At 60.6% G+C, this 18,152-nt stretch carries 15 protein-coding genes; 6 read left to right on the forward strand and 9 right to left on the reverse strand.

Annotation, left to right across the window (positions count from 1 at the left end; all coding sequences use genetic code 11):
- Positions 1-36 precede the first annotated feature (36 nt).
- The 6 genes from cobG to OH720_RS02860 all read left to right on the forward strand — a co-directional run bounded on the left by cobG (position 37) and on the right by OH720_RS02860 (position 6,087).
- On the forward strand, positions 37-1,344 hold the full coding sequence (gene cobG, locus OH720_RS02835; protein WP_336299063.1) for a precorrin-3B synthase: 1,308 nt from the start codon (positions 37-39) through the stop codon (positions 1,342-1,344).
- A complete protein-coding gene (locus OH720_RS02840; RefSeq protein WP_272604485.1) occupies positions 1,337-1,963 on the forward strand; it encodes a precorrin-8X methylmutase in 627 nt (208 codons plus the stop codon). The genes cobG and OH720_RS02840 overlap by 8 nt, the downstream gene beginning before the upstream one ends.
- Positions 1,963-2,694 (forward strand): precorrin-2 C(20)-methyltransferase, encoded by a 732-nt coding sequence (locus OH720_RS02845; RefSeq protein ID WP_017336332.1) that lies wholly within the window; start codon positions 1,963-1,965, stop codon positions 2,692-2,694. Before OH720_RS02840 ends, OH720_RS02845 begins: the two co-directional genes overlap by 1 nt.
- Positions 2,694-4,397, forward strand: coding sequence for a precorrin-3B C(17)-methyltransferase (cobJ, locus tag OH720_RS02850; RefSeq protein WP_272604486.1), 1,704 nt, complete (start codon positions 2,694-2,696; stop codon positions 4,395-4,397). Before OH720_RS02845 ends, cobJ begins: the two co-directional genes overlap by 1 nt.
- Positions 4,398-4,564: 167 nt before the next feature.
- A complete protein-coding gene (locus OH720_RS02855) occupies positions 4,565-5,377 on the forward strand; it encodes a hypothetical protein (RefSeq protein ID WP_272604487.1) in 813 nt (270 codons plus the stop codon).
- 62 nt (positions 5,378-5,439) lie between these two features.
- Positions 5,440-6,087 (forward strand): hypothetical protein, encoded by a 648-nt coding sequence (locus tag OH720_RS02860; protein WP_272604488.1) that lies wholly within the window; start codon positions 5,440-5,442, stop codon positions 6,085-6,087.
- A 67-nt stretch (positions 6,088-6,154) separates the two neighbouring features.
- Here OH720_RS02860 and OH720_RS02865 read toward each other — a convergent pair whose 3' ends face one another.
- The 9 genes from OH720_RS02865 to accC form a co-directional block, all read right to left on the reverse strand.
- Positions 6,155-6,751 (reverse strand): MarC family protein, encoded by a 597-nt coding sequence (locus OH720_RS02865; protein WP_272604489.1) that lies wholly within the window; start codon positions 6,749-6,751, stop codon positions 6,155-6,157.
- Between the two features lie 64 nt (positions 6,752-6,815).
- Positions 6,816-9,593 (reverse strand): hybrid sensor histidine kinase/response regulator, encoded by a 2,778-nt coding sequence (locus tag OH720_RS02870; RefSeq protein WP_272604490.1) that lies wholly within the window; start codon positions 9,591-9,593, stop codon positions 6,816-6,818.
- 98 nt (positions 9,594-9,691) lie between these two features.
- Positions 9,692-10,984, reverse strand: a complete 1,293-nt coding sequence (gene purD, locus OH720_RS02875; protein ID WP_272604491.1) for a phosphoribosylamine--glycine ligase — start codon at positions 10,982-10,984, stop codon at positions 9,692-9,694.
- A 189-nt stretch (positions 10,985-11,173) separates the two neighbouring features.
- Positions 11,174-12,781: a bifunctional phosphoribosylaminoimidazolecarboxamide formyltransferase/IMP cyclohydrolase gene (gene purH, locus OH720_RS02880; protein WP_272604492.1), complete on the reverse strand. Its 1,608-nt coding sequence runs from the start codon at positions 12,779-12,781 to the stop codon at positions 11,174-11,176.
- 82 nt (positions 12,782-12,863) lie between these two features.
- Positions 12,864-13,184 (reverse strand): DNA-binding transcriptional regulator Fis, encoded by a 321-nt coding sequence (gene fis, locus OH720_RS02885; RefSeq protein WP_015093301.1) that lies wholly within the window; start codon positions 13,182-13,184, stop codon positions 12,864-12,866.
- Positions 13,181-14,191: a tRNA dihydrouridine synthase DusB gene (gene dusB / locus OH720_RS02890; protein ID WP_180204086.1), complete on the reverse strand. Its 1,011-nt coding sequence runs from the start codon at positions 14,189-14,191 to the stop codon at positions 13,181-13,183. Before dusB ends, fis begins: the two co-directional genes overlap by 4 nt.
- A gap of 185 nt (positions 14,192-14,376) precedes the next feature.
- Entirely contained in the window at positions 14,377-15,609 is a 1,233-nt protein-coding gene (locus OH720_RS02895; protein WP_272604493.1) for a DUF3426 domain-containing protein, read from the reverse strand.
- 30 nt (positions 15,610-15,639) lie between these two features.
- Positions 15,640-16,518, reverse strand: a complete 879-nt coding sequence (gene prmA, locus OH720_RS02900; RefSeq protein ID WP_272604494.1) for a 50S ribosomal protein L11 methyltransferase — start codon at positions 16,516-16,518, stop codon at positions 15,640-15,642.
- A 269-nt stretch (positions 16,519-16,787) separates the two neighbouring features.
- Positions 16,788-18,146, reverse strand: coding sequence for an acetyl-CoA carboxylase biotin carboxylase subunit (accC, locus tag OH720_RS02905; RefSeq protein ID WP_008053950.1), 1,359 nt, complete (start codon positions 18,144-18,146; stop codon positions 16,788-16,790).
- Between the last annotated feature and the right edge of the window lie 6 nt (positions 18,147-18,152).

An 18,152-nucleotide genomic window follows, 5' to 3' on the forward strand; every position in this document is an offset into this window, starting at 1 on the left:
CCCACATTGCCGGTCACCCCCTTGAACGAACGTCCGATGTCCCAAGCCTTACGCCCCTCGGCCTGCCCGGGGTTACTGCGTATCGTCCAGGCGCTGGACGGCGGGATCTGCCGAATCAAACTTGATGGTGGTTCGATCAATGCCTTCCAGGCCTGCGCGGTGGCCGATGCGGCGGAACGCTTTGCCGGTGGAGTGATCGAGGCGACCAACCGCGGCAATCTGCAGATTCGCGGGATTGGCAGCGAACACGCCGCCTTGATCAACAGCATGATGGCTGCCGGTCTGGGCCCGAGTAGTGCTACGGGCGACGATGTGCGCAACTTGATGCTCAGCCCCGGTGCCGGCATCGATCAACAGATGCTGGTTGATACCCGCCCATTGGCTGCACAGGTCCTCGCCACGCTGCAGTGCCATGAACGCTTTCACGATCTGAGCGCCAAGTTTGCCGTGCAACTGGATGGCGGCGAAAGTCTGGTTATGCTCGAACACCCCCATGACCTGTGGCTGTCCGCTACCAGACGAGACGGCGAGTGCGTGTTCGCTTTCGGCTTCGCGGGATGTCCTGTTGACCAGCCAGTGGGTGCGGTAATGCTGGAGCAGGCGCATGCGCTGGTGGTCGCCGTGCTTGAGTTGTTCCTCGAGTTGGCTCGTCCCGAACAGACCCGTATGCGCCATTTGCTCGCCGAGTGCTCGCCTGAGGTCTTGATTGCGCGACTTGCCGAGCGATTGCCGTTACTACCCATCGAGGCCTGGCAGCGCAATGCTGGAGCGGACGACCTGCACATCGGTGCTCATTTGCAGCGCGGCGCCGAACATGTGTATATCGGCGCGGTACCGCCCTTGGGGCGACTCGATCCGGCGATGTTGCGAGGTGTCGCGCACCTGGCGCTGGAGCAGGGTGACGGCAGCCTGCGTTTCACGCCCTGGCAAAGCCTGCTGCTGCCCGGGGTCGATCCTCGTGCGGCGCCTGAAGTTATCCACAAGCTGGAGCAACTCGGCTTGCGTTGCTCGGCCGACGCTGCCTTGGCTCATCTGATTGCCTGCACCGGTGCGACCGGCTGTGGCAAAGGCCTGGCAGATACCAAAGGTGATGCCCGGCAACTGGCGACACTGCTGCAACCTCACGGCAAGACGCTGAACGTACATCTGTCCGGCTGCTCGCGTTCCTGCGCCGCCGCTCATATTGCCCCCGTTACGTTGCTGGCCGTCGCCCCAGGTCGCTATGACCTCTATTTGCGCGATGCAGCGCAGTCCGGATTCGGCAATCTGCACGCACGCAACCTTACTATTGAAGCGGTCGCAGCTCTGCTCGACGCCCGCTCACGGAGCCCCCTTGATGCTTGATTACATCCGCGACGGTCAGGAGATCTATCGCAATTCCTTCGCGATCATTCGTGCCGAGGCCAACCTCGAGCGCATTCCGGCCGATCTGGAAAAACTCGCGGTCCGTGTGATCCATGCTTGCGGCATGGTCGATGCGATCGACGGTTTGCAGTTTTCCCCAGGCGCGGGCAAGGCCGGGCGTGATGCGCTGGCCGCCGGCGCGCCGATCCTGTGTGATGCGCGGATGGTGTCCGAGGGCATAACCCGCACGCGTTTGCCGGCGAACAACCCCGTCATCTGCACCTTGCGTGATGAAAGCGTTCCCGAACTTGCCCGTGAATTGGGCAATACCCGCTCCGCCGCTGCGCTGGAACTGTGGCGTCCGCACCTGGAAGGCAGTGTGGTGGTGATCGGCAACGCGCCGACGGCACTGTTCTACCTGCTCGAAATGCTCGACGCCGGTGCCCCGAAACCGGCGCTGATCCTGGGCTTCCCGGTGGGCTTTGTTGGCGCCGCCGAATCCAAGGCAGCACTGGCCGCCGACAGTCGCGGCGTGCCGTTCGTAATCATGCAAGGCCGGCTGGGCGGTAGCGCCATGGCTGCCGCCGCCGTCAATGCCCTCGCTACGGAGATCGAATGATGCAGCAACCTGGACGCTTGATCGGCCTTGGCGTGGGACCGGGTGATCCGGAACTGATTACCGTCAAGGCCCTGCGCCTGCTGCGCGAATCTCCGGTGGTGGCGTATTTCGTCGCCAAGGGTAAAAAGGGCAACGCCTTCGGCATCATCGAAGCGCATTTGCAGGACGCCCAAACCTTGCTGCCACTGGTGTACCCGGTGACCACCGAGGCATTGCCGGCACCGCTGTCCTATGAGCAAGTGATCAGCGATTTCTACGATGCGGCGGGTGAAGAGCTGGCAGCGCATCTCGATGCAGGTCGTGACGTGGCAGTGATCTGCGAAGGCGATCCGTTTTTCTACGGTTCCTACATGTACCTGCACGATCGGCTGGCAGAGCGTTATGAAGCCGAAGTGGTGCCGGGTGTCTGCTCGATGCTCGGCGGCGCTTCGGTACTGGGTGCACCGTTGGTGTATCGCAATCAGAGCCTGTCGGTGCTGTCCGGCGTGCTGCCGCACGATGATCTCAAGCGTCGTCTGGCCGACGCCGATGCGGCGGTGATCATGAAGCTGGGACGTAACTTCCCGAAAGTCCGTCAGGTGCTGGAAGAACTCGGATTGGCCGAGCGTGCGCTGTACGTCGAACGCGCGACCATGGCCAACCAGAAGATCGTGCCGCTTGATCAGGTCGAGCCGATGTCGTCACCGTACTTCTCGCTGATCATCGTTCCCGGTGAAAGGTGGCAAGGCTGATGACTCGTCCAGCTCCGGCCATTGTCATCCTTGGCAATGGCAGCCTCGCAACCGCGCGCAAGATTCAGTCGTTGTATCCAGGGGCGCTGATCCACGGCCTGGCCAAACGGGTGGACGCGGCGGACCGTTTTTACCACGAGTTCGGCGTAACCCTGCGTGAGCTCTATCAACAGGACACCCCGATCATCGCCCTGTGCGCGGCCGGAATCGTAATCCGCACCCTGGCGCCGTTGCTGCTGGAGAAAGGCGCGGAACCGCCAGTGCTGGCGGTAGCAGAAGACGGTAGTGCAGTGGTGCCGCTGCTCGGCGGCCTGGGCGGAGTGAACGAGCTGGCACGGGAGATTGCCGGTGCGTTGCAGGTAGCCGCGGCAATCACCACCAGTGGCGAGTTACGTTTCGGTACCTGCCTGCTCAATCCACCCAGCGGGTATGCGTTAGGCGATCTGGAGCTGGGCAAACGCTTTGTTTCCGATTTGCTGGCCGGTGAATCGGTGCGCATCGAAGGTGCAGCGCCCTGGCTGGCCCAGGCACAACTGCCGGAAAATCCGCAGGCGCGGCTGACCGTACACGTAGGTCACGCCGAGCGCGAGCCAGCAGACAATGAACTGCTGATCTATCCGAGCAATGTTGTGGTTGCAATAGATGCTTCCACGCCCGATTTACCGGAAGCCATCCGCGGCGCATTGCATCGCTGCGCAATAGCCCTGCAATCAGTGGCGTGCCTGTTGGCCGCTGATTCCGAGATGGCCAACCCGACGCTGCGAAGCGCGGCGCTTGAGCTGAATTTGCCACTGCGATTTACTCCGGGTGGCGGTGCACTGGGCGAAATGGCGAGCAACGCTATTGGTCAGGCTGTTTCCATTCTGGGCGATGAAGTAATTGCAATCGCAGTGGCCGAGCAACCGCTGCAGGCTTCGCAGATCGGTCGGGCGCGAGGACGGCTGGCGGTGATCGGGCTCGGCCCGGGAGCTGCCGAACTGATGGTGCCGGCGGTCAAGGCGGAGTTGGCCAGGGCCAACGATGTGCTGGGTTACGAAACCTATGTGCGCATGGCCGGGCCGTTTCGTGCGGATCAGGTACTGCACTGCACCGACAACCGGGAGGAGATGCAGCGCGCGCGTCACGCCTTTGAACTGGCAGCCCAAGGGCGCTCGGTGGTGGTGGTCTCTTCGGGAGATCCAGGCGTGTTCGCCATGGCTGCCGCAGTTCTGGAGGCCTTGCACGAATCCATTGATGTGACGTGGCATGCCGTCGACCTGGAAATCCTGCCGGGGGTCTCGGCTTCCCTGGCGACGGCAGCCCAGGCCGGTGCACCGTTGGGTCATGATTTCTGCGTGCTGTCGCTGTCGGACAACCTCAAGCCTTGGGCCATTATCGAAAAGCGACTCGATCTGGCGGCGCAGGCTGACCTGGCACTGGCGTTCTACAATCCGATTTCCCGTTCGCGACCCTGGCAATTAGGGCAAGCCCTGGAAATCGTTGCCCGGCATCGAACGCCGCAAACGCCCGTGGTCCTGGGGCGGGATGTTGGCCGGCCTGGGCAGACGCTGCGTGTGACGACCCTTGGGCAGTTGACCCCTGATCAGGTCGATATGCGCACCATGGTATTGATCGGCTCCTCCCTGACTTGTGTGTTTGCGCGCGACGATGGCCGGCAATGGGTGTATACGCCTCGTTGGTATGGTAACAAGCCGGTTTCATGATCAACAGCGACCTCTCAGTGAGGTCGTTTTTTTATCTTGGATTACTTTCGCGGTTTTATTTGTGTTGAAATTATTAGTATGGAATTGACGTGATATTGATTTGACCGGGAAAGCTTGTATGTTTTAGGTTTGTTGTCCGCATGGAGCGGTTTTTATAAGGAGATTGTATGAAAGAGCAAAATTTTTCCGGTGTTTTGGATCTTCCATTTGATGAGGAGATGCAAGATAAGTATTTTGAAAAAGTCAAAGTTCAGTTAGCTGAAATGCCGCCTCGTCCTCGCGCTCGGATGCTGCTGGATGACAATAGCTTGAGTGCAAGTCGAGGCGCAGGGGGGGTTGATACTTCTGTCGTGGGGCAATCTCTTGTTGTATTTGACGATAAGCTTGGGGAAGACGACAAGCAGGATGCATTGGATAGCCAGGCTTTTGCTGAGGCCATCCTTCGAAGGATGCCAAAAGGAAGTTCGCAAGAGCAACAGTATGCTGCTTACAACGAGGCATTGTCGGCGATTGGATGGGTGACGGAGAGTTACACCCGTAAAACCTATGACTCAAAAAAAACCACGCTGACAATGAATGACGCGATTCTGCAGGTGCTTGAAACCGTTGTCAGCGCAAGCTCCGGCAACGTATTGGGTATGGTGGCTGCCGGCTTCGATAAGCTCAAGGGCGACAAACCAGCCTTGAAAATTGTCGATACGTCTTCCAAGCGAACGGACCTTGTCAGCTTCAAGGCAGTGCCATGTATCGTAGCGCCCGGTGGGGGTATGGCGATGGTCATGGGTGCAGTCGATGTTTACAGCAAGAACTTCGACGGCGATTACCTGTTCTTTACGTTTAAAACTGAAGGTATTCATCTCTTCCAGTCTGCGGCTATTCGCAAATTCAACAAACGAGCGTTCGGTCGCAAGCGTCAAATGGTTTATGACTTTATTGACCAGAACGATGACGGTTTGTTTAAGAAGCTGACGGGTATGTGAGGCTGAAAGCTTGAATGTTCAAGGTGGTGTTGCTTCTTTGGGTATTCAACGGGAGGAGTAAGATGTCTGCGTTGAGTAACGCTGTTGTGGTGGGCAGTTGTCTCGTGTCCTTTTCCCAGTCAGTGCGTTTTCAGGATCAACAGGATATACAGGATTGTCTGTTGTACGCAGAGCTCGCGGCCAATGACAAGTATCCAGAACAGGTGTCGGAAAAAGTCTGGTTCGATTATTATCAAGGACGGTTATTGAAAGCGGGCTTCACACTCAGGGTAATCGTACCCTCCACTCCGTTTCGGGCATCGAATGCCGATCAACTGCTGAGCATTAATCACACCGTCGTGGGTAAATTGGGTTATGAGCGATTGGGACAACTGATCGATGATACTTACCGAGCTCTGAAACTGGACAACATCGCCTGGGAATTCTTCCAGGGGAATGTTGCGCGCGATGGCCTGGGGATCCTCAAGACTGCACCTTGCGAGCGTCTTGACTCTGGAGAGACCGTGGTGTGTCTTTTCGGTATTCGCTACAGCACGGTTGTCATAAAGCCGGAGTTGTTCTGGACTGATTCGGGAAAGGAGGTGGTCGTCATCCCGGATGGTGGTGTCTTCGCATTTGATCGTGTGCAATTTCTGCAGTATCGCGCCAGGGTGCACGAAAAAATTGATGCGTATTCCGACAAGGCGCTCGTTCGTAAACTGAAGCTGTGAATGACTACACCACACTGCACAAAGACAGGGCTTGCCTGCAGCAAGGCCCTGTCTTTTTTAGGGCAGGTCAGTTTACGAGATAGCCTCTCACCCCGGTAAAGATGATTTGCGCAGCCAGCGCGCACACAAACAACCCCATCAATCGGCTCACAATCTGCAGCCCCTGGTCGCCCAGGATTCTCTCGATGCGATTCGACAGGTAAAGCACCACGCCGACGGTGAAACTGGCCAGGGCGATGCTGACGATTGCAGTAAGCTTGTCGTCCCAGTGCGGCTGGCTCACGCCCATCACCAGCAGGGCGCCAATGGTGCCGGGCCCTACGGTCAGCGGGATGGTCAAGGGGACGATGGTCACGTCCTGCTGCACATTATCGGTCTGCACCGCCGACTTGCCCTGCGCCATACCCAGCGCGGAGATGAACAGCACGCTGCCGGCGCCGATGCGGAAGGCGTCCACGGTGATGCCGAAGACGCTGAAAATCACCCGCCCGAACAGGTACAGCAAGACGCTGGAGACCAGGGTGGCAATGGCCACTTTCCACGCCAGTCGACGTTGTTCCTTTCGCGAATAACCGCGGGTCAGGCTGATGAAACAGGACAACACGAAGAACGGGCTATAGAGCACCAGCATCTTCAGGTAAACGCTGAACAACACGTGGAGCATGGGGCAGGCTCACTGGTGAGGGAAGTCGAGGGGGAGTCTAACAGGCGCCGCGGGGTCTGTCGGCTCAGGACGTTGGCGTCGTAGCGCGGTTCTGCTGATCGCGCTGTGCAACCCAGTGTTCGATCAATTCGCGCAACTGCGAGAGCTCGACCGGTTTGGCCATGTGCCCATCCATGCCAGCCTGGCGTGCCCGCTCCTTATGCTCGGCGAGGATGTGCGCGGTCAACGCCACCACCGGGGTGCGAGTGCGCTGATTGCCGACTTCCCAGGCACGCAGCTGCTGGGTCGCCGAAAAGCCGTCGAGGATCGGCATTTCGCAGTCCATAAGCACCAGGTCGTAGCGATACGCCTTCATTGCCACCAAGGCTTCTTCGCCATTGCTGGCAGTGTCTGGTTGCAGATTGAGCTTGCCCAGCATGCCGCGGATGACCTTGGTCGAAATGCTGTTGTCCTCGGCCACCAGAATGCGGAAATCGCTGGGAACCTTGACCGGCAGGGGTGGGCCGGGTGGCAGGTGCTGCGGCACCGCCAGCCCTTTGTTGCGCTGGGTCAGTTCGTCGGCCAGGGTGGTCTTGAGGGTATAGCCGGCCACCGGTTTGGCAAGGATGCGCTTGATTCCCGAGTTGCGCGCGATGATCTTGCTCGGCGCATTGCTGATGCCGGTCAGCATGATCAGCAGGATGTCGTGGTTCAGGCTCGGGTCTTCCTTGATCTTGGCGGCCAGTTGCATGCCGGTCATGCCGGGCATGTTCTGGTCCAGCAGGACCACATCGAAGTAGTCACGCAGGTGCGCCTTGGTGCGCAACAGCGCCAGGGCCTCCTTGCCCGAGGGCACCGCGCTCACGTTCAGGCCCCAGGCGCTGCACTGCTGCACCAGCACCTTGCGGCACGTGTCGTTGTCATCCACCACCAACACCCGTGCACCCTGCAGCGGGCTATCGAGGTCGCAGGTTGGATGCTCGAGGCGGTCCGGGTCCAGCGGCAAGGTCAGCCACAAGGTGCTGCCCTGGTTGTTGCCACTCTTGATCCCGAATTCACCATGCATCAGGCGGATCAGCTGACGGGCGATCACCAGCCCCAGATTACCGCCCAGGTGGTTGGTCGAGAGGAAATGCTTGCTGTGCAGTTCGGCGTGCATCAGCGCGTCGCGCTCTTCGGCATCCATCGGTTCGCCGCTGTCCTGCACAGCGATGCGCAAGCGAGGATGGCTGCTGCGTTCGTCGAGGGCGACGACGATCAGGATCTCGCCTTCGTCGGTTTTCTTCAGGGCGTTTTCCAGCAGGCTCAGCAAGGTCTGGCGCAGGCGCGTCGGGTCACCGCTGATCACGCGCGGAACTTGTGGCTGAATGAAGCTGATCAGCTCGACGTTCTGCTGCTCGGCCTTGGCGCGGAAGATGCTCAGGCAGTCTTCGATCAGTGCGTTGAGGTCGAACTGCACATCGTCCAGTTCGATCTGTCCGGACTCGAGTTTGGAGATGTCGAGAATCTCGTTGATCAATGTCAGCAGTTCGTTGCCTGCGCTGTGGATGGTCTGCACATAGTCGCGCTGCTTGACCGACAGCGGCGTGCCCAGCAACAACTCGGTCATGCCCAGTACGCCGTTCATCGGGGTGCGGATCTCATGGCTGATCTTTGCCAGGAACTCGGCCTTGGCATTGATCTCGGCGTTGCTGGCCGCGAGGTCACGACTGATGCTGAAACGGGCTTCGGTGATGCTGCGCTGGCGTTCGCTCAGGGCAATGCTCATCAACAGGCCACTGATGCAGATGAACGCCAGCAGGGTGGTGATCAGGTCATGGGGTTCGATCAGGGTCAGCCCCAGCAAGGCGGGCAGGATGATCAGGGTGCCAAGGTTGAACACCACCATGGCCGCCACGAACAGCCGCGCCGGGCGATAACCTTTTTGCCAGTGATAGGTGCTGACGAACAACATGCTCAGGCCTGCCAGGGCGACCAGTGCATAGGTGATGATGTTGAGCGGCAGCGTGTTGACGAACAGCAGCAGCAGGCTGCAGATCATGATGAACAGGATGTCGCCCACGATCAGCTTGTTCAGCGGATGCGGTCCCAGGGGCTTGAAGAAGCGGTAGGCAAATATCAGCCCGCTGGGGGCCGTCAGCAGCAGGGCGATATAGGCGCCGGGCGTCTGCACGGCCTGCCAGTCCGGGATCCAGGGGCCCGCCAGGTTCAACAACAGCACCAGGCTGAGCATCAACAAGGCTTCGCACACCGCCAGCCAGACACTGCTGGTCGAGCGGGTATAGGCGTAGCGGATGAGGTTGTGCAGGATCAGCATGCAAATGCAGCCCAGCAGCAGTCCGTAGATCAGCGTCTGGTTCTGGTTGGCCGCGGTGACGACCGCCGATTGCAAGGTGATGTAGGGTCGCAACTGGTGTTCGGAAACCAGTCGCAGGTAGACGTCCAGGGTCTTGTCGCTTTGCGGCAGCGGCAGCATGAAGTCGCTGCTGGGCAAAGGCCGGTCCGCGAGGGGTTGTTCATTGCCTGTCTGTGACTGGTCGATCAGCTTGTCGCCGTCCAGTACATACATGTTGAAGTGCAAGAGATCGGGCGCGAACACCCGCAGCAATTGTTCGTGTTTGCCCGGTGCGAGCCGGAAACGCAGCCATAGCGCACCGTCGGGCTCGGCCGCCGTGAGGTGGTCGAGTTCGATGGGGCTGAATTGGTTGGTGTAGCGGGCGGAGCGGATGTCGCTCAGCTGCAGGTCACCCTGTTCGTCGAGCAATACTGCCCAGCCACTGCCTTGCGCGGCCTGGGCCGGGAGCATGCAGAGCAAGGTCAGCAACGTGACGGTTAGACTTATGGCAATCCTGAGCCAGCGCACGGCGAAATCCCTTCGTAGGTTAATGCCAGAATATAACTATGCGCGGCGCCGGAATAGCCAGGCAAGGGTCGCAAGCCCCTGCCTGTCGAATTGTTGCCTTATTCCTGTTCGCCGCGCTCGCGGGCAATGGCACGGTAGCCAATGTCCTTGCGATAGAAACAGCCTTCCCAATCGATGCTGGCCGCCAGTTTGTAAGCCTGCTGTTGGGCCGCATCGACGCTGACACCCATGGCTGTGGCGCAAAGCACCCGGCCACCGGCGGTCACGACTTGACCGTCCTTGAGCGCGGTGCCGGCGTGAAAGACCTTGCCGTCGAGTGCCGACGCTGCATCCAGGCCATTGATGGCCACACCCTTGGCGTAGTCACCAGGATAGCCGCCTGCCGCCAGGACGATGCCGACGCTCGGACGTGGATCCCATTGCGCTTCGACCTTGTCCAGCGCCTGCGCCAGGGCAGCTTCGACCAGCAGGACCAGGCTCGACTGCAAGCGCAGCATGACAGGCTGGGTTTCCGGGTCACCGAAACGGCAGTTGAATTCGATGACTTTCGGGTTGCCGGCCTTGTCGATCATCAGGCCCGCATACAGGAAGCCCGTGTAGACATTGCCTTCCTCGGCCATGCCGCGCACGGTCGGCCAGATCACCAGGTCCATCACGCGCTGGTGTACTTCGCTGGTCACCACCGGGGCAGGGGAGTAGGCACCCATGCCGCCCGTGTTCGGGCCGGTGTCGCCGTCGCCGACGCGCTTGTGGTCCTGGCTGGTGGCCATCGGCAGGACGTTCTTGCCGTCGACCATGACGATGAAGCTCGCTTCTTCGCCGTCGAGGAATTCTTCGATCACTACCCGCGAGCCGGCGTCGCCGAAGGCATTGCCTGCCAGCATGTCACGTACGGCGTCTTCGGCTTCGGCCAGGGTCATGGCAACGATCACGCCTTTGCCGGCGGCCAGGCCATCGGCCTTGATCACGATCGGTGCGCCTTTTTCACGCAGATAAGCCAGGGCTGGCTCGATCTCGGTGAAGTTCTGGTAGTCGGCGGTCGGGATCTTGTGGCGAGCCAGGAAGTCCTTGGTGAACGCTTTCGAACCTTCAAGCTGCGCAGCGCCGGCGGTCGGACCAAAGCAGTCCAGGCCACGGGAGCGGAACAGGTCGACCACACCGGCGACCAGCGGCACTTCCGGGCCGACGATGGTCAGGGAAACGTTTTTCTCGGCGAAGTCCGCGAGTTGCTCAAGGGCCAGCACGCCGATGGCGACGTTCTCGCATTTGGCTTCGATGGCGGTGCCGGCGTTGCCGGGTGCCACGAACACTTTCTGCACGCGCGGATCCTGGGCTACTTTCCAGGCCAGGGCGTGTTCACGGCCACCGCTGCCAATGATCAAAACATTCATTTCAAAAACCTCGGATGACGCTAATTCTGTTTTAGAACCTAAAGCGCTTTACGCTGTAGGAGGTCGCAATGAAGCCGGTAGATGCAAGGCGGAGGCTACCTTGATGAGCGGTGTTGCCTTTTGGCAATGAGCATCATCAAGGTAGCCTCCAACGCAGCAGATGCCGGTTTCAGTGCGGCCGTTGTCTGATTAGTGACGGAAGTGGCGCATGCCGGTGAAGACCATGGCGATGCCAGCTTCGTCAGCGGCTGCGATCACTTCGTTGTCACGCATCGAGCCGCCAGGTTGGATCACGGCAGTCACGCCCGCCTTGGCCGCATTGTCCAGACCGTCGCGGAACGGGAAAAAGGCGTCGGAAGCCATGACCGAACCGGCTACCTGCAAGCCGGCATGTTCAGCCTTGATCGCAGCGATGCGCGCGGAGTTCACGCGGCTCATCTGGCCCGCGCCGACACCGATGGTCTGACGGTTCTTGGCGTAGACGATGGCGTTGGACTTGACGTACTTGGCGACTTTCCAGGCGAAGATCAGGTCATGGATTTCCTGTTCGGTCGGCGCACGCTTGGTCACGACCTTCAGGTCATCGGCGCTGATCATGCCGATGTCGCGGCTCTGCACCAGCAGGCCACCGTTGACACGCTTGTAGTCCCAGGCGGCGGCGCGATCGGCCGACCACTCGCCACAGGCCAGTAGGCGCACGTTGGCCTTGGCTGCGACGATGGCACGGGCTTCTTCGCTGACGCTAGGGGCAATGATCACTTCGACGAACTGACGCTCGACGATGGCCTTGGCGGTCTCGGCGTCCAGTTCGCGGTTGAAGGCGATGATGCCGCCGAATGCCGATTCGGTGTCGGTGGCGTAGGCCAGGTCGTAGGCCTTGCGGATGCCGCCTTCGGCGTCCGGGCTGACGGCCACGCCGCACGGGTTGGCGTGCTTGACGATCACGCAGGCCGGCTTGACGAAGCTCTTCACGCATTCCAGCGCGGCATCGGTGTCGGCCACGTTGTTGTAGGAAAGCTCTTTGCCTTGCAGCTGGGTCGCGGTGGAGATGCCGACTTCGGCAGGCTTGGCTTCAACGTAGAACGCCGCGCTCTGGTGCGGGTTCTCGCCGTAGCGCATTTCCTGGGCCTTGATGAACTGGCTGTTGAAGGTGCGCGGGAATTCGCTGCGACCTTCTGTGCTGAGGGTGTCAGCGGCCTGGTTCACGGTGCCCATGTAGTTGGCGATCATGCCGTCGTAGGCGGCGGTGTGTTCGAAGGCCTTGAGCATCAGGTCGAAACGCTGGGCGTAGGTCAGGCCGCCGGCTTTCAGGTTTTCCAGGACGTTGGCGTAGTCGCTGGCATTCACCACGATGGCCACGTCTTTGTGGTTTTTCGCGGCCGAACGGACCATGGTCGGGCCGCCGATGTCGATGTTCTCGATGGCGGTCGGCAGGTCGCAGCCAGGCTTGTTGATGGTGGCTTCGAACGGGTACAGGTTGACCGCTACCAGGTCGATCGGCTTGATGCCGTGTTCGTTCATGATGGCGTCGTCGATACCGCGACGACCGAGGATCCCGCCGTGAATTTTCGGGTGCAGGGTTTTTACCCGGCCGTCCATCATTTCAGCGAAGCCGGTGTAATCCGCGACTTCCACTGCGGCAACGCCGTTGTCCTGCAGCAGCTTGAACGTCCCGCCGGTGGAGAGGATCTCGACACCCAGGGCTTCAAGCTCCTTGGCGAATTCGAGGATCCCGGTCTTGTCGGAAACGCTGATCAGGGCGCGGCGGATCGGCAGGCGGGTAGTCTGGTCGGTCATCTCAATTTCCATCAAAAGCAAAGGAAGTCAGCAAAAAAGGCGACCGGTCTTACGCGGGCGCCTTTCTGGTTTGATTGAATGCTTACAGCAAATCGTACTGCTTGAGTTTCTTGCGCAGCGTGCCCCGGTTCAGTCCGAGCATCTCGCTGGCCTTGGTCTGGTTGCCCTTGACGTAGTTCATCACGCACTCGAGCAGGGGAGCCTCGACTTCGGAGAGCACCAGGTTGTACACGTCCGTGACGGCAGCGCCCTCAAGGTGGGCGAAATAATTGTGCAGCGCCTTCTCGACACTCCCGCGAAGGGTCTGGCCTTCTTCGCTTGGCGTATTGAGGTGCTGTTTCAAATTCACGTTGTCGCTCACGGGTGTTGTTCCACTCACTAAAGTCTCGGTCATCATCGTCATGCGGCCACCCACTCTCCGTCCCCTGTCAGGCTCTTGTAACGCCCGGCAAAGAACTCCCGAACGTTGGCGCATTGTGCTTCCGTACCATCCAAACGATTGAAGTGGGCGCGAAACTCCCTGGCGCCCGGCAAGGTTGCGAGATACCAGCCCACATGCTTTCGAGCAATGCGAACGCCCATCACGTCTCCATAGAAGACGTGCAGCGCAGCCAGATGCTCTAGCAGGATGCGTTCCACCTCGATCAGGTCCAGCGCCGGGAGCTTCTCGCCGGTACGCAGGAAATGGTCGATCTCGCGAAAAATCCATGGCCGCCCCTGGGCAGCCCGGCCCACCAACAGGCCATCGGCACCGGTCGCGTCGAGCACGTACCGGGCTTTTTCTGGCGAATCGATATCGCCATTGGCGAAGACCGGCATCGACACCGCCTGCTTGATCGCGGCAATGGTGTCGTACTCGGCTTCACCGGTATACAGGTCGGCACGGGTGCGGCCATGTACCGCCAGCGCCGTAATGCCTGCCTGTTCAGCGATCTTCGCCACCGTCAGGCCGTTCTTGTTGTCCCGGTCCCAGCCGGTACGGATCTTCAAGGTAACCGGCACATCGACCGCAGCCACGACGGCCTGCAGGATCTCGGTTACCAATGCCTCATCTTTCAACAGCGCGGAGCCGGCGGCCTTGTTACAGACCTTCTTGGCCGGACAGCCCATGTTGATATCAATAATCTGCGCACCCAACTCGACGTTGGCCCGGGCTGCATCCGCCAGCATCTGTGCATCACCACCGGCGATCTGCACCGAGCGTGGCTCGGGATCACCTGCATGGATCATGCGCATGCGTGACTTGCGGGTGTTCCACAGACTCATGTCGCTGGTGACCATTTCCGAGACTACTAGCCCCGCGCCCAATCGCTTGCACAGCTGACGAAAGGGTTGGTCGGTGACGCCCGCCATCGGGGCGAGAATCAAGCCGTTGTGTAATGTGTATGGACCGATGCGTACCGCCGACATAGGACTTCCCTGGTGTGGGGCCGGATCATGAGAGTTCGAAAAAGGGTTGGCATGATACCCGCTCTCGATGACTGGATAAAGGCTGAATTGAACAAAATCTGAACAGTTATTCTGTTATTGCCAGTGGTTTGGTCCGGGCGGGCAACGTCATGAAGCCGTCGTCAATTGCCGATCAGTGAATCGTTTCACTCGGGGGAGTGGAAGCTCAGGCTGTAATTCACCGCTTTGGCGCCAGGGTCGAGGATGTCGAGGGCGATGTGAATTGGCGTTTGCGGAGGCATCTCCACCTTGCCTTCGAGGTCGCCGTTGAGGTACTCGCCGGGCTTGAAGCGGCGGCTGGCGATCAGGTGGCCGTTGAGGTCGGCAAAGCGCAGCTCCAGCAGCGGGAAGGGCTGCGAGAAAGGGGCGCGGTTGTAGATGATCGCATCGACCACCAGGGCGCCGCTGAACTCCGGGTGGCTGCGGACCACCAGGTTGCTGCTCTTGATTTTCGCGATGTCGACCTTGGAGGGCACCGTGCAGCCGATTTGCGGGCACAGTTGCTGGAACCAGGGGCGGTACTGGTCCTGGCGCGCCAGCTCGTCGAAGTGGTAGGCGACGTACTGGCCGGCGAGTGCACCGGCTCCCAGCAGGATCAACAACAGCCAGAACAGCCGGCGACCCCATGGCGAGCGACGTTTTTGCCAGTCCAGTTGCAGTGGATCGTCGGTCAGGTCCTGCAGCGCTTCGGCACGAACCCCTGCTTCGCTGCGTTCGCGACGCTTGCGCGGTGGCTCGATCGAAGGCAGGTCGTCGTCGATCTCGGCGGTCGCCGTCATGCGTTCATGATGCACTGGGGGGACGAGCGGATCGTTCAGGCGCAGTTGCGGGGGCTGCGGTTCATCGTCCAGGTCCACCGGTTCCAGGGACAGCGACGGTTCGGTGCGCGTGGCTTCGCTCGGTGGCGGCGGTGTGTCGAGCACATCGAGCGCGTCAAGGGTGTCGGCCGCCTGGGCGCGATCCGCAGCTGACTCGCTGAACAGGCTGTCGGGCCACGGGGCTTCGTCGTGCTCGGCGCTGTCGCGGCGAGCGCTGAGTGTGTCTTCGCGGTGTCGGCCGATCTCGGTCGTCGGCTGGATTTCCCGCTGTTCAAGCCGGGCGAGTTCTTCGTCCAGGTCGAGACTGTCCAGGTCCAGCTCGGTGGCGCTCCATTGTTTCTGGCTGATGGCGCGCTGCTGCGGCGGTTCGACGGTCTCCCGCGGTGCCGGCGTCGGCACGGGTGCTTCCTTGCCTGCCTGCTCCAGCAATTGCTTGGCGGCGTTGAACACCTGCAGGCATGAGCCGCAACGAACAACGCCGCGCGCCACGCTCAACTGGGCATGGCTGACGCGGAAGCTGGTTTGGCAATGCGGGCACTGGGTGACGAAGCTGTCGGTCATGCGGCGATCCGGTAGGTGCAGGCGTCCATTCTAGCGCCGACGGCCAGTGATGCGCACCCAGCCATCGCGATTGGCGATCGGGTCCAGATCGAAGTCCTTGGCATAGGCTGCGGCCACTTCATCGCCTTGCTCGGCGAGGATGCCCGACAGCGCCAGGCGACCGCCCGTCCTGACCAGGCCCGACAACTGCGGCGCCAGCGAAACCAGCGGGCCGGCGAGAATATTGGCCACCAGCACATCGGCCTGGACCTGCGGCAGATCTTCGGGCAGGTACAGCGGGAACAGTTCGTCGGCGATGCCATTGCGCCCGGCGTTGTCACGGGAAGCTTCCAGCGCCTGCACGTCGATATCGGTGCCCACGGCCTGTTTGGCGCCCAACAGCAGCGCGGCGATCGCCAGAATCCCCGAACCGCAACCGAAGTCCAGAACGTTACAGTCCTTCAGGTCCTGGCCGTCGAGCCATTCCAGGCACAAAGCGGTGGTCGGGTGCGTGCCGGTACCGAAGGCCAGGCCCGGATCCAGCAGCAGGTTCACGGCATCTGGCTCGGGGGCTGCGTGCCAGCTCGGCACGATCCACAGGCGCTGGCCGAAACGCATGGGCTGGAAGTTGTCCATCCAGCTGCGTTCCCAGTCCTGATCCTCGATCACTTCGCTGTGATGCTCGGGCAGCGGGCCACCGGTCAGCAACTCAAGGTGGGCCAGTACCGGACCTGGCTCGGTGCCACCTTCGAACAGCGCCAGCAGGTGAGTGTGGGACCACAGCGGCGTGGTGTTGAGTTCGGGCTCGAAGATCGGCTGGTCTTCGGCGTCCATGAAGGTCACCGACACGGCGCCCACTTCAAGGAAAGCGTCTTCGTAGGTTTCGGCTTGTTCTGGGCTGATGGCGAGACGGACTTGCAGCCAAGGCATGGCGGGCACCTTTGAAAAATATTGATTGCAGCCTAGCGGGCTGCGAGAAGCGCGCAAGTTTACGCGAGCGCGAGGAAGAAGACGACCGGGTAGAGCTTTTCGTAGGAGCGAGCGGGCGGCGATCCGACTTGCCCGCGAAGAACGATGACGCGGTGCTACAGATACACCGCGGCGTCTGGTTCGCCGGCAAGCCTGGCTCCTACGGGGGGATGTGTAATGTCCAGAAACAACAAGGCCGCCCGAAGGCGGCCTTGTTGATGGGTCGAAGCTTAGTGCTTCTCGCCAGCCAGCTTGTGCTCGAGGTAGTGAATGTTCACGCCCCCTTTGCAGAAGCCTTCGTCGCGGGTCAGGTCGCGGTGCAGCGGGATGTTGGTCTTGATCCCGTCGACCACGATTTCGTCCAGCGCATTGCGCATGCGCGCCATGGCTTCGTCACGGGTTGCCCCGTAGGTAATCAGCTTGCCGATCAACGAATCGTAGTTCGGCGGAACGGCATAACCACTGTACAGGTGCGAGTCGACGCGAACGCCGTTGCCGCCTGGAGCGTGGAAATGCTTGACCGTGCCCGGGCTTGGCATGAAGGTTTTCGGGTCTTCGGCGTTGATCCGGCATTCCAGCGCGTGACCGCGGATGACCACGTCATCCTGGGTGAACGACAGCTTGTTGCCGGCGGCGATGCTGAGCATCTCCTTGACGATGTCGATACCGGTAACCATTTCCGATACCGGGTGCTCTACCTGGACACGAGTGTTCATCTCGATGAAGTAGAAGCGGCCGTTCTCGTACAGGAACTCGAAAGTACCGGCACCACGGTAGCCGATGTCGATGCACGCCTTGACGCAGCGGGCGAGGACTTCTTCACGCGCGTTCTCGTCGATGCCCGGCGCCGGCGCTTCTTCGAGAACTTTCTGGTGGCGGCGTTGCAGCGAGCAGTCGCGGTCGCCCAGATGGATCGCCTGGCCCTGACCATCGGACAGAACCTGAACTTCGACGTGGCGCGGGTTGGTCAGGAATTTTTCCAGATAGACCATCGGGTTGCCGAACGCTGCGCCCGCTTCGGAGCGGGTCAGTTTCGCCGAGGAGATCAGGTCTTCTTCCTTGTGCACCACGCGCATGCCGCGACCACCGCCGCCGCCAGCGGCCTTGATGATCACCGGATAACCGACTTCGCGACCGATGCGCAGAGCGGTTTCTTCGTCTTCCGGCAGCGGGCCGTCGGAACCTGGAACGGTCGGTACACCAGCGGCGATCATCGCGTGCTTGGCCGAAACCTTGTCGCCCATCAGGCGAATGGTTTCAGCTTTCGGGCCGATGAAGGCGAAGCCGGAGTTCTCGACCTGTTCGGCGAAGTCGGCGTTTTCCGCGAGGAAGCCGTAGCCTGGGTGAATGGCGGTGGCGCCAGTCACTTCGGCCGCGGCGATGATTGCCGGGATGTGCAGGTAGGAGTGGGCGGCCGATGCCGGACCGATGCAGACGGACTCGTCTGCCAGGCCCAGGTGCATCAGTTCCTTGTCAGCCTTGGAATAAACGGCGACGGTCTTGATGCCCATCTCTTTGCAGGCGCGCAGAATCCGCAGTGCGATCTCACCGCGGTTGGCGATCAGAACTTTTTCCAACTTCGCAGTCATCAAAGG

The sequence above is a fragment of the Pseudomonas sp. WJP1 genome (assembly GCF_028471945.1).
In the GTDB taxonomy this organism is placed as follows: domain Bacteria; phylum Pseudomonadota; class Gammaproteobacteria; order Pseudomonadales; family Pseudomonadaceae; genus Aquipseudomonas.

Excerpts from the sequence above, each read along its gene's own strand:
- purD (WP_272604491.1), bottom strand. The coding sequence starts at position 10,984 with ATGAATGTTTTGATCATTGGCAGCGGTGGCCGTGAACACGCCCTGGCC.
- OH720_RS02855 (WP_272604487.1), top strand. The coding sequence starts at position 4,565 with ATGAAAGAGCAAAATTTTTCCGGTGTTTTGGATCTTCCATTTGATGAG.
- OH720_RS02860 (WP_272604488.1), top strand. The coding sequence starts at position 5,440 with ATGTCTGCGTTGAGTAACGCTGTTGTGGTGGGCAGTTGTCTCGTGTCC.
- OH720_RS02845 (WP_017336332.1), top strand. The coding sequence starts at position 1,963 with ATGCAGCAACCTGGACGCTTGATCGGCCTTGGCGTGGGACCGGGTGAT.
- prmA (WP_272604494.1), bottom strand. The coding sequence starts at position 16,518 with ATGCCTTGGCTGCAAGTCCGTCTCGCCATCAGCCCAGAACAAGCCGAA.
- OH720_RS02840 (WP_272604485.1), top strand. The coding sequence starts at position 1,337 with ATGCTTGATTACATCCGCGACGGTCAGGAGATCTATCGCAATTCCTTC.
- OH720_RS02895 (WP_272604493.1), bottom strand. The coding sequence starts at position 15,609 with ATGACCGACAGCTTCGTCACCCAGTGCCCGCATTGCCAAACCAGCTTC.
- dusB (WP_180204086.1), bottom strand. The coding sequence starts at position 14,191 with ATGTCGGCGGTACGCATCGGTCCATACACATTACACAACGGCTTGATT.
- OH720_RS02865 (WP_272604489.1), bottom strand. The coding sequence starts at position 6,751 with ATGCTCCACGTGTTGTTCAGCGTTTACCTGAAGATGCTGGTGCTCTAT.
- purH (WP_272604492.1), bottom strand. The coding sequence starts at position 12,781 with ATGACCGACCAGACTACCCGCCTGCCGATCCGCCGCGCCCTGATCAGC.
- accC (WP_008053950.1), bottom strand. The coding sequence starts at position 18,146 with ATGACTGCGAAGTTGGAAAAAGTTCTGATCGCCAACCGCGGTGAGATC.
- fis (WP_015093301.1), bottom strand. The coding sequence starts at position 13,184 with ATGACGATGATGACCGAGACTTTAGTGAGTGGAACAACACCCGTGAGC.
- cobJ (WP_272604486.1), top strand. The coding sequence starts at position 2,694 with ATGACTCGTCCAGCTCCGGCCATTGTCATCCTTGGCAATGGCAGCCTC.
- cobG (WP_336299063.1), top strand. The coding sequence starts at position 37 with ATGTCCCAAGCCTTACGCCCCTCGGCCTGCCCGGGGTTACTGCGTATC.